Here is an 11,252-nt window from a genome sequence, read left to right as displayed (position 1 = left end):
GCTCCCACTCTTGAGAGGATGGAGCCGTGACCAAGCCAACGAAGTATTCCCCCGAGGTGCGAGAGCGTGCGGTTCGGATGGTGCTGGAGCATCAGCACGAACGGACGCGCCTTGGCGACTTCGAGGGCAAGATTCTGGCGCTGTACGCGCGCGGGATGAGCACGCGCGACAGCGAGAGCGCGCGGATAGATCTTTACGGCGTGGCCGTCAGCCATGACGTGATCGCCACGTGCTGGAGACGGCGACATGGGACGGAGGAATTTTCCGTTTGAATCCTTTCGGGAGGTTAGAGCGACTTGTCCTTAGCGTTGGGCCACAAGCCGCCTTTCGTCAGTTTCAAGCGCAGGCTATCCGCGGGAGGGATTCGGCCCCGCTTCGTTGGGGGGAGGTCGGCCGCATGGGAGACGAGCACGAAGTGGCGTCGGTCTCCGGCATATTCGGTGCGCCCTCGCAAATCACCGATGCAACGCCGAAATTCCTTAGTGCGATGTTGCGGACCTATCGTGCGGAAGATCAAATGAAAGGTGCGCCCGAGCAAATCCGAGATGCGACCGAGCAAATTCGACGTGCGGGCGCGCAAAGATTGGATGCGACGTCGCACGCTCGGAATGAAGCGGCGCATCGAACGGATGCGTCGTCGCAGATCAGAGGTTAGGCAATTCATCCAAACCGTGCGAGGTCGCAAATCGGCCTTGCGACGGCGCATCGAATCGATGCACCGTCGCACCCAAACGATGCGCGTGACATCCGAACCGTTGGGTGTCGCGAAAGCCTCATGCTCAGGACGCTATCCGCAGACACGCGCGAGCATCGATCTATCTCACGCGCTGGGCATCCATGTCCCATCGCCTGGCTTTGCTTGTCGGACCCGCTTCCGAAGATCCGGTCGCAGTCACGATAACGGGCCCGCGACCAAGGGCACCGGTTTCGCACTCCAGGTGTCTGCTTGCCGACCGTCGTTGCGTGTTGGCCGCGTACCTAGTCGAACCCATTCGCAAAGATCAGATCGTCGCCGATCAGCCGGCAGTTGGAGAACTCCGACGTGATCAGCGCAGGCACCGGGGCGGTCGTCGAGAAGCCGCGCGCGACGGCGGTGATGTAGCGGCCTGCGGGCAGGAACGGTGTGATCTTGACGAAGCTGCCGTGGCCGAGCGCGTCAGTGGTGACGTTGACGAAGGTCGTCGGCATCGGGGTCTGGCCGCCGCCGGAGCCGCCGGCGTCGCAGGTGTCGTCGAGGAAGAAGCGGATCTCGTAGGTGCTATTCGGCACGGCTTCGAGCAAGCCGTCGATGTGGCCGGTGGTGCTGCCGACGTCCGGCGCGGCGGCGATGATCGTCGGCCGGTTCAGCAGCTCGTTCGGGCCGGTGTCGGGGTCGCCGTCATCGTTCGTGTTCACGCCCGCGGGCGCGAGGTCGAGCGCGAGGCCGCCGTTGTGTGCGCTGGACAGGTTGCCGGCGTCGACGATCGCGAAGCCGTCGACGAAGACGCCCGCGCCGGCATTGTTGGCGATCGCCGCCGCGGTCGGCGCGTACAGGAACCGGGCGCCGACGGTGACGCCGGTGGCGAGGTTCGCGACGAGCACGCCGTGGCCGCCGTTGCCGAACGGCTGGCCGGCGATGCCGATGCCGATGCCGTTGCCGACGAGCGACGTGCCGGGGAACGGGCTGTCGAGCACGGCGACGCCGTCGCCGGTATTGGCGCTGATGAGGTTGTCGACGATCTGCACGTTGCTGCTGTTCGCATCCACCGTGACGCCGCGCCCCGCGTTCGGCAACGCGGCGGCACCGGTCGCGTCGAGGCCGATGTAGTTGTTGCGCACCACGTGGCCTTGCGACAGGCCGGTGTTCGGGTCGGCCGAGGTCGAGAAAATGCGGATCGCATCCGCGCCGTTGCCGGCGATCACGTTGCGCGATTGCGGACGCGGATCCATCGGACCGCCGTTCGCCACGATCTGGTCGCCGACGATGTTCACGCGGCTGCTGGTGCCGAACACGAGCGCTGGACGCGCCAGCGCGACGCCGTTGCCGAGCGCTTGCGTGCCGGTCACATCGGTGCCGATGTAGTTGCCCTGGATCAGCACGCCGCCGCTGAGGCAGGCCTGGCCGACCGGACAGGTTTCCTCGCCCATCGAGATCGCGGCGCCGGCAAAACGGTTGATGACGAGCCCGCGGAATGTGCTCGTATTGCCCGAGCAGAGCCCCGAGCCGGGAATGCCCGCGCCGACGACGAAGGCATCTGTGGGGCCCGCGAGGCTGCCGTCGAGCTCGATCGCGATCACCGCATTGCTGCCGGTCATGGCGGTGTTCTCGCTCGAACCCGGTTGCGAGTAGCCCTCGAAGGCGATCGGGATATTGATCTTCGGCAACGGCGACAGCGGCCTGATCGTGTGCGGTCCACTGCCGGGGATCGCGAACGTGATGGTGTGCCCGGCGCACTGCGTGCCACCGGTGGATTGCTGTGCATTGGCATCGAGGATCGCCTGGCGCAGGCTGCCGGTGCCGGAGTCCGCGGTGGTCGACACGGTGTACGTATTGGCAAGAGCGGAGGTCGAGAGCGTAGCGGCGACGGCGGCGACGAGGACACGCGGCGCGCGGCGCGCCGGACGAAGGAATACGAGCCGAATCCTTGCTGCGTTCATCTGCATCTCCTATGGGCGAGCGCGGAGCGGTGCAGGCGAGACGTGCCGGTGCGCCGTCCTGCCAAAGCATAGCGGGTTGCGGGCTGGCGCATGGGCCCGTGCGCCATGGCTGCCATAACGAAGCGTCACCTGCGGGAGCGTCTTGATGTGTGCGCAAAAAGCAAAATGGATTCCCGCTTTCGTGGGAATGACGACGCTGGCGGCGAATCGGGCTGTCGCACGAGCCCATCGGTTATCGGTCGAGCAGTCTGCCGCGGCGGGCTGCTCCTGGCGCCTGCCGAACAGCCCAATGGATTCCGGCTTTTGCGGAACGAGGCTTCGGGTCGGTTTCGCACGGCTCGGCGGACAGATGCGTCCGATGAGGGCCAAGCAGATTCACCGATCGCCGCTCATTGACGTCGCTCGCTCGAGTCCGTGCAAGGACGTGTCGGCGCGGCGTTGACTACAATCGCCGACGCCGATGGCGCTCCGCGCACGGCTTGACCGGTCTCGAGCTTCGGAGGTTTCCCATGCTGGCACGGCTGCTTGTATCGGCAAGCTCGTTGATCATGCTGCTGCTTGGTGGCATCCATCTTCTCTACACGTTCATGGACGACAAGATCGTTCCGCGGGATCCCGCCGTGCGCGAGGCGATGAACGCCACTACCTTGGCGCTCACGTCCCAGACCACCGTGTGGCGCGCCTGGATCGGCTTCAATGCGAGCCACAGCCTGTGCGCGCTGTTCTTTGGGCTGTTGTTCGGATTCCTCGCTCTTGCTCACTCCGGGCTGCTGTTCGGGTCCGCCTTCCTGCAGCTGCTCGGCGTCGCCGTGCTCATCGGCTTCGTGGTGTTGGCGAGGCTGTATTGGTTCAGTGTCCCGTTCGCAGGTGTGAGCCTCGCGCTCGCGTGTTTCGTCGCGGGGCTTCTGGTGGCGCAGTTCTCTTCGCGGGCATAGGGAGACTGGCGTCCCGTTCGACGGGAGACCTCCTCGCGCGACGTGGGTGCCATCGCGGGAGCCCGTTCTCTGGGCGACACAGGCCGCGATGAGGGTTGGCCCTGTGGTTGCGCGCATGATGCGCTCGTGCAGGGGATGTCGTGGCTGGCAGCGGAGGAGCATCGCGGCTGAAGCCGCTCCTGCGTCAATGGAGTGCATCGGGTTTGGCCCACCGCTGCGTGAGAGCATCGCGGCTTCCGCCGCTCCCACAGGAGCGGCGCTCACGCGCGACGGGGTCTCATCCGTTCTCCCTGAGCGCAGGCCGCAGGCCGGAGTCGAAGGGCCGTCGCCCCCGTGGTGCCGTGGTCCGGAGGGCGCTTCGACTCCGCCGCTTCACGGGCTGCGCTCAACGCGAACGGAACGTTGCAGTGCCCCGGCCGTTGAAGACCGTTGCTCCCACAAAATGAATGCGCTGACTCGTGAGATCGCGGGCGCGTCCGGCGCGCTGCGCGATGTCGATTTGCGGTCCGCGCCTACGTCGTCGTCATGAAGAAGGCGGCAATGGCACACCCTCGCGGTGCACCACCGCGGTGCGCGCCGGGCGGCCTGCGCTTACCATCGCATCCCTTGTCGCTCGCGAGATCCTGCATGCAACCCGTCGCTAGCCCCGCATCGTCCGAGCCACCCCTGCCGCGCACCCTGTTCGGCCAACTGCGCGAAGCGATCCGCGGCACGCAGGCGGACTACACGAAGATCCCGCTGCGCCGCGCGGTGTTCCTGCTCGCCGTGCCGATGGTGCTCGAGCTGGTGCTGGAATCGACGTTCGCGGTGGTCGACATCTTCTTCGTCGCGCGGCTCGGGCCGTCGGCGGTCGCGACGGTCGGGCTGACCGAGAGCTATCTGTTCCTGCTGTATTCGATCGCGATGGGGCTCGCGATGGCGGTCACGGCCGTCGTTGCGCGCCGCATAGGCGAGGGCAAGCCGGACGAGGCCGCGGTGACCGCGGTGCAGGCGATCATCGTCGCGGTGCTCGCTTCGGTGCTGCCGGCGATCCTCGGCATTCTCTATGCGCCGGATCTGCTGCGCCTGATGGGTGGCAATGAGTGGACGATTCAGCACGGGTACCGCTATGCGCAGTGGATGCTTGGCGGCAACGCGGTGATCATGCTGTTGTTCGTGATCAACGCGATCTTCCGCGGCGCGGGCGACGCGGCGATCGCGATGCGCGTGCTGTGGCTGTCGAACAGCCTCAACATCGTGCTGTGCCCGCTGCTCATCTTCGGCGTCGGGCCGTTCCCGCAGTGGGGCATCGAAGGCGCGGCGATCGCGACCAACATCGGTCGCGGCACCGGCGTGCTCGTGCAGCTGTGGGTGCTGCTGCGCGGCGGCCAGCACATCCGCGTGCTCGCTGCGCACCTGCGCTGGAACGGCGCGGTGCTGTGGAACATCGTGCGCACGTCGCTCGGCGGCGTCGGCCAGATGATCGTCGCGATGACGTCGTGGATCTTCCTCATGCGCATCCTCGCCAGTGTCGGCAGCGAGGCGGTCGCGGGCGCGACCATCGCGATCCGCTTCATGATGTTCACGATGATGCCGGCGTGGGGCATGTCCAACGCGGCCGCGACGCTCGTGGGGCAGAACCTCGGCGCGCAGCAGGCCGATCGCGCGGAGGCGGCGGTGTGGCAGATCGGCCGCTACAACATGGCGTACCTGCTGCTCGTCTCGTTCGCCTATTTCTTCCTGCCGCGGCAGATCGTCGGCGTGTTCACCGATGACCCGACCGTGGTGCTCGTCGGCGCGGAATGGCTGCGCATCCTGTCCTATGCGCTGTTCGTGTACGGCTGGTGGATGGTCAGCGTGCAGGCGTTCAACGGCGCCGGCGACACCGTCACGCCGACCTGGATCAACGTCGCGTTCTTCTGGCTGATCCAGATCCCGCTCGCGTGGTGGCTCGCACTGCACCTCGGCTGGAAGGAGACGGGCGTGTTCTGGGCCGTGTTCGTTTCGGAAACCTCGGTCGGCCTGTTCACCTTGTGGCTGTTCTCGCGCGGGCGGTGGAAGCTCGCGCGCGTGTAGGCGCGCGCGATCGCGGCGATGCGAACATTCCGCGCGCGTCGATCGAACCGCGCGTCAATCGAGCGGCGCGTCAATCGAAGCCATTCGCGAACAGTTCGTCGGGCCCGAAGATCTGCACGATGCCGTTGTCGCTGCCGAGTGCATCGTCGGCGAGCGGCGCGCCGGCGAAGACGTGGTCGCCGACCACCGCGACACCGCGTCCCATGTCGTCGGCGCCATGGGGCAGGCTGCCCATCTGCAATGCCTGGTCGATCCAGAGCGTGCCGCCGAGGAACGGGATCGGCGTGACGACGCGTGCGAAGCCTTCGCCGTTGCTCTGCGCGTCACTGCCGGGGCATCCCATCGCGAAGTCGGTGCCGATCGGGTTCACATGAATCGAAGCACCGCAGAGGTCGCCCGCCTGGGCGTCGCTGCCGGGGAAGACTTCGCCGTCGAGCGTGTAGTGGTTCGGGCCGCCCGGGTTGAACAGGGTGACCGATCCCGTGCGGCCCGTGCCCGGCTTGTCGCCGCCCGTCGCACCGACGTAGAGGCGCTGGCCGTCGATGGCGATGCTGGTGCCGAAGAAGCCGAACTGTCCCGGGTGTTCGGCTTGCAGGTTGCTCAGGTTCGCGAGCGCGCCGCCCGACAGGTGATAGACGTGCGCGCCACCGGTCGTGATGCCTTCGCCGGGCGCGCCGACCGCCATGAGCATGTCGTTGGCACCGAACGAATACACGCCGACCGATGCGCCGAACGTGTCGCCCGCGGTGGCGCCGCACACGCTGCCCTTGTCGTCCCAGGACTGGTCGTCGCCGAAGTAGATCAGCGCGCTGCAGCCCGTGCTCGATCCGGGTGCGCCACCGGCGATCCAGTTGCCGGTGCCGTTGGTGCCGATGCCGTCGCCGGCGACGGCGACGCTGCTGCCGAAACGACCGTTGTCGACCGTGCTGTCCCAGAAGTACAAGCCGTCGAACTGGGGCGGCGTGTACGTGGGGAGATTGCGGTTGCGATCGTTGAGGAGGGTGATGCGTCCTGCGTCCGCGTGCGCGCCATTGTCGTAGCCGGGTTCGCCGATCGCGACCACGCCGCTGTCCACGGCGACGGCGGCGCCGAAGTGACCGTAGGCCTGCGGGAAGGCGGGCTGCAGGTAGGTCGTCACCTGCCAGTTGCCATCGACGGGAACGAACACGAACACGATGCCGGCTTCCGGATACACCGTCGCGCCATCGTTGATGGAAAAGCCGGGCGCACCGACGTAGAGCGCGCGGATCTTCGGCGGCGACGACGTGTCGAGGTCGGCGGCGATGGCGGTGCCGAACTTCATGCCATCGGGCGATCCGGAGAAGCAGCACGGTGCTTCGATCCGACCGACATGGGTCCAGCCCGCGGCAGCGGCCGAGGTGGCGAACAGGCACAGCACGACGCAGGCGGCTCGGTTCATCGTGGTGGACTTCGTGGAGGGCTCCTCTTCGGAAACGGGGAAAGCAGGAAAATCCGACAGGGCGGCGAGGGGCCGCCGGTCCGAACATGTTCCGCTGCCCGATCCGACGTCGTTCCCACGCTCCGCCGCTGAACAACCGCAGGTGACGAGCGATGCCGCAACGGCTATGGTGGCCACGAGCCGCTGACGATCGTGAAGCCGCCGAATGACGATGCCGTTCCAACCGCACAAGGGCGATCGAACATGACGCCGGGAAGCCGACCCATTCTCGTCGTCGAAGACGACACGCTCGATGCGGAAATGATCGAGGAGGCGCTGCTCGAGGTGGGCGCCGAGCGCCCGGTCGAGCGCGTGGAAGACGGCGCGGAAGCGGTCGACTTCCTGTTCCGCCGCAATCGCTATGCCGGTCGCTCCGACGATCTGCCGATCCTGGTCCTGCTCGACATCAAGATGCCGCGCATGGATGGTTTCGAAGTGCTGCGCGTGATTCGCGAAAGCGACTCCACGCGACAGGTTCCGGTGGTGATCCTGACCTCGTCCAGCGAAGACCAGGACATTGCCGAGTGTCGGACGCTGGGGGCGAACGCCTACGTCGTGAAGCCGAGTGATGCGCGAGGGTTCGCCGACACCGTGCGTACCGTGGGCGAGTTCTGGACGAAGCTCAACGAGCTGCCTGCGCACGACTACTGAGCCGCGCAAAGGACGCCGACGAAAGGGAACTGTCGCAGCGTCGCAGGCCACTGCGCGAACGCCGTGGAATGCGCGATGGTGGGCCAGGGCCGACCGTACCTTCTCGAGGGCGCTTCAGATCCATGAGTGGCGCGCGTTGCCGACGCGCGACCCCGCGCGCCGGCGACGGTCCGGCGTGTTACTGGTTCCCGCCGAGATCACCGCTCCCGCTCGCGCCGCCGCCGTAGCTCGTCGCACACGCGTTGGCGAGGTTGCCGCGGTACTTCATCGCGGCTCCTTGCACCCAGTAGCAGGTCGAGAAACCCTGCGCGGTGTTGTCGACGAGCAGCGACGAGACGCCGGAGATCAGGTAGCCGTAGGCATTGTCGCTGGCGCCGTGGGTGTCGAAGGCGCCGTTGCGCGCGATCGTCGAGTGGGCGGCGCCGACGGCGAACGCGATCGTTTCGCCGCTCGCGTTGCGCGTCGAATACACGCGATTGCCGGTGACCTGGTCGCCGGTGCCTTCGACGGCGATGCCGTCGACGGTGTAGCCAGGGAAGCCCGCGGGCAGGCTGGTGTCGGTGACTGTGTTGTCGCGCACGCTGCAACCGTCGCAGTCGATCAGCAGGCCGTAGAGGAAGCTGCGATGCACGTCGAGGTCGTGCACGGCGCCGGCGCGCGAACGCGTGGCACCGTCCGCGACGACGGCGACGCCGCGCGAGAAGCCCGCGATGGCGCCGTTGCCGATGTCGAAGTACTTGTGTCCGGCGACGTTGATGCCGACGGTCGAGACGTTCACCGCGCCGCTGCCGCGCACCGTGTGGCCCTGCAGGTCGAGCGTGACCGCGTCGGCATCGATGGTGATCGCGGCGCCGCTGGTGCCGCCCATCGACACGTCCTGGGTGAGGCAATAGCGACCGTTCGACGACAGCGTCGCCGGCACCGAGGTGATCGCCGTGCACGCCGCGCCGGCGAACGCCGGGGCGAGCAGCAGGAGCGGGCAAAGCAGCGAGGTAGGGACGTGCAAGGTCATGGTCGACTCCGATCGGGGGTGGCGGCCGGATGGCCGGGTTCCCGGAGCGAAACGTCGATCGATGCGGAATCCGGGCGACCCGCACACTGCCCAGCCGGCGCGGCTTCGAGTCCGGTACGGGCGCAGGCGATGGAGAGGCGGTCGTGCACGTGCGGCGACTCGCCGTCCGCGGATGACTGCGCTAGGATGCTGCGGCCTGTCGCGAGGACGCCTGCATGCTCCGCATCTTCCGCGCTCTTCTGGTCCTTGCGTCGTGGCCCATGCTCGCGCAGGCGGTGGACAGCCACCTCATCTATCTCAACAACTGCAAGCCGAATGGCTGCGTGGTGCATCCGGGCAACGACGACGCGGTGACGCATACGTCGTCGATTCCGAACCAGCAGTCGACGGTGACCGCGTTCGCATTCAGCGACGACACGTTCGGGCGTACGGTGGGTTGCTTGCGCGCGGCGTTCGCGCGCTACGACGTGAGCATCACGACCGTCGATCCGGGACAGTTGCCGCGGCGCGAGATGATGATCGCGGGCTCGCCGCAGGACATCGGGATGCCTGGCGGCACCGGCGGGGTCTCGCCGTTCACCGGGCAGCCGATCGACAACGCGATTGCCTACACCTTCGCGAACACGGTCGGCGACGACCCCGACGGGCTGTGTTGGACGGCCGCGAACCAGCTCGGTCATCTCTATGGCCTCGACAACGAGCACTACTGCCCCGACCTCATGGCCTTCACCGACGGCTGCGGCGTGAAGGCGTTCACCGACTTCGATGCGCCATGCGGCGAGTTCTCCGACCGCACCTGCGCATCGGGCGCCGCCACGCAGAACAGTGATGCGACCTTGCGGCTCGTGATCGGCGACGTCGACCCCATCTTCTTCGCCGGCTTCGATCCGGACATGCCGGCGCCCTGACGCATTTCGATGCGCCACCACGTATTGATCCGCAAGGAGGCACGCCATGCATCGATCCTTCGTGGTCCTGTCCGTGACGGCGGCATTTGCGTTCGCGCTGGACACGCACGCGCTCGACCTGGTCTTCGCTGACGGATTCGAGTTCCATGACTTCCCCGTCGATCCGATCATCGATTCGGGTGCGCCCGCGAATGCGCCGGCGCTGTTCGGCGCGGCCGGCGCGCCGAGCGGCGGGCCGTGCCTCGCGGATCCGCAGATCGGCACGCTGTTCCCGGACAACTGGTTGCGCCCGCGCTTCACATGGGTGCCGAGCGGCGGCGAGAACCTGTTCGAGCTGCGCATTACCGCGCAGAACCAGGGCCACGCGTTGCTCGTCTACACCACGGCGTCGTCGTGGACGATGCCGGCGAACCTCTGGACCGCGCTGGCGCAGCACACGGTCGACCGCGCGATCACGGTGACGGTGCGCGGCGCCACGGTCGCCGGCGGCAGCCTCACGAGCGGACCGGAAACCGGATCGAGCGGCGCCGTGCGCATCGCGCCCGTGTCGGCACCGGGTGCGATCGTCTACTGGACGAACGCGCCGGGCGGCATGCTGATGCGCGGCTTCCGCATCGGCGACGAAACCCTGAAGGACATCGCGAGTCCTGCCGACGCCGGTGCCGGCTGCTTCGGGTGCCACACGGCGACGCCCGACGGCACGTATGTCGGGTTCTCGGCGGGCGAGGGCGGCGGCGCGGGTCTCGCGTTGCTCTCCGCGGACGGACAGCACCTCACGCCTTCGTTCATCAGCGCGAGTGCGCAGACCCTGATGGCGCGCCCCGACCAGGATGCGCCGGCGTTTTCCGCGCAGCATTGGACGAGCGGCGATCGCATCGCGCTCACGATGTACCAGTCGAACATCATCTGGACGGACCTCGAGGCTGCGTCGGCGGCGCAGGGCGCCGGCTGGGGCGTCCTCGCGCGGACGGGCGAGACGACGAACGCGGCCTCCGCGTCGTTCGCGCACACGAGCGACAACGTGGTGTACGTGTCGACGCCGGATCCGATATCGCTCGGCGTGACGGTCACCAACGGCGACATCCATGTCGTGCCGTACAACAACCGCGCGGGCGGCGTGCCGAGCACGGTCGTGGCGACGCAGGACAACGAGTACTACCCTGCGTATTCGCCCGACGACCACTACATCGTCTACAACCGCGTGCCCGGCGCGGGCAGCAGCTACAACAACGCGCAGGCCGAGGTGTACGTGAGTCCAGCGACCGGCGGCCAGCCCGTGCGCATCGCCGCCAACGATCCGTCGTCGTGCACCGGCCAGACCAGCCCCGGCGTCACCAACAGCTGGCCGAGATGGGCTCCCGCCGCGAGCGACGACGGGGGGCGTCGCTTCTACTGGCTCACGTTCTCGTCGACGCGCGCGGGTGGGCCGACGCAGATCTACGTCGCGCCGGTCGTCGACACCGGCGGCACGCTCACGACGTATCCCGCGCTGTATCCGTGGAACCAGGCCCCGGGCGATGCGAGCCATACGCCGGCGTGGGACGACTTCGCGATTCCGTTCTGACATCGCCTAGGAGGGGACGGAGGCCGTCGAG

8 protein-coding genes and 1 pseudogene are annotated in these 11,252 nt (G+C 67.4%); 6 read left to right on the top strand and 3 right to left on the bottom strand.

The genetic code is table 11. The annotated features are described in order from the left end of the window. Positions 1-107: 107 nt before the first annotated feature. Positions 108-227: pseudogene (locus tag FHW12_RS21750) on the top strand (IS256 family transposase); the annotation flags it as partial. 751 nt (positions 228-978) lie between these two features. Here the strand turns inward: FHW12_RS21750 and FHW12_RS02910 are convergent. Continuing rightward, complete coding sequence (locus FHW12_RS02910; protein WP_182529486.1) at positions 979-2,637, bottom strand: hypothetical protein; 1,659 nt, start codon at positions 2,635-2,637, stop codon at positions 979-981. A gap of 509 nt (positions 2,638-3,146) precedes the next feature. Here FHW12_RS02910 and FHW12_RS02905 point away from each other — a divergent pair. Beyond that, a complete protein-coding gene (locus tag FHW12_RS02905; protein ID WP_182529485.1) occupies positions 3,147-3,572 on the top strand; it encodes an LIC_13387 family protein in 426 nt (141 codons plus the stop codon). Between the two features lie 627 nt (positions 3,573-4,199). Next, the gene (locus FHW12_RS02900; protein WP_182529484.1) at positions 4,200-5,627 is read left to right on the top strand and encodes an MATE family efflux transporter; all 1,428 of its coding nucleotides are present in this window, start codon (positions 4,200-4,202) and stop codon (positions 5,625-5,627) included. Between the two features lie 70 nt (positions 5,628-5,697). Here FHW12_RS02900 and FHW12_RS02895 read toward each other — a convergent pair whose 3' ends face one another. Beyond that, positions 5,698-7,047 (bottom strand): hypothetical protein, encoded by a 1,350-nt coding sequence (locus FHW12_RS02895; RefSeq protein ID WP_182529483.1) that lies wholly within the window; start codon positions 7,045-7,047, stop codon positions 5,698-5,700. A 243-nt stretch (positions 7,048-7,290) separates the two neighbouring features. Here FHW12_RS02895 and FHW12_RS02890 point away from each other — a divergent pair, with 243 nt between their 5' ends. Further along, positions 7,291-7,737 (top strand): response regulator, encoded by a 447-nt coding sequence (locus FHW12_RS02890; protein WP_182530117.1) that lies wholly within the window; start codon positions 7,291-7,293, stop codon positions 7,735-7,737. Between the two features lie 178 nt (positions 7,738-7,915). Here FHW12_RS02890 and FHW12_RS02885 read toward each other — a convergent pair whose 3' ends face one another. Continuing rightward, on the bottom strand, positions 7,916-8,749 hold the full coding sequence (locus FHW12_RS02885; RefSeq protein ID WP_182529482.1) for a hypothetical protein: 834 nt from the start codon (positions 8,747-8,749) through the stop codon (positions 7,916-7,918). 215 nt (positions 8,750-8,964) lie between these two features. Here FHW12_RS02885 and FHW12_RS02880 point away from each other — a divergent pair, with 215 nt between their 5' ends. Continuing rightward, positions 8,965-9,657, top strand: coding sequence for a hypothetical protein (locus FHW12_RS02880; protein WP_182529481.1), 693 nt, complete (start codon positions 8,965-8,967; stop codon positions 9,655-9,657). Positions 9,658-9,703: 46 nt separating this feature from the next. Continuing rightward, positions 9,704-11,221: a TolB family protein gene (locus tag FHW12_RS02875; RefSeq protein ID WP_182529480.1), complete on the top strand. Its 1,518-nt coding sequence runs from the start codon at positions 9,704-9,706 to the stop codon at positions 11,219-11,221. Positions 11,222-11,252 lie beyond the last annotated feature (31 nt).

Origin of the sequence: Dokdonella fugitiva (assembly GCF_014138265.1) — a bacterium.
Classification (GTDB): Bacteria; Pseudomonadota; Gammaproteobacteria; order Xanthomonadales; family Rhodanobacteraceae; genus Dokdonella_A; species Dokdonella_A fugitiva_A.
This window is presented reverse-complemented; position numbering and strand designations above follow the sequence as displayed.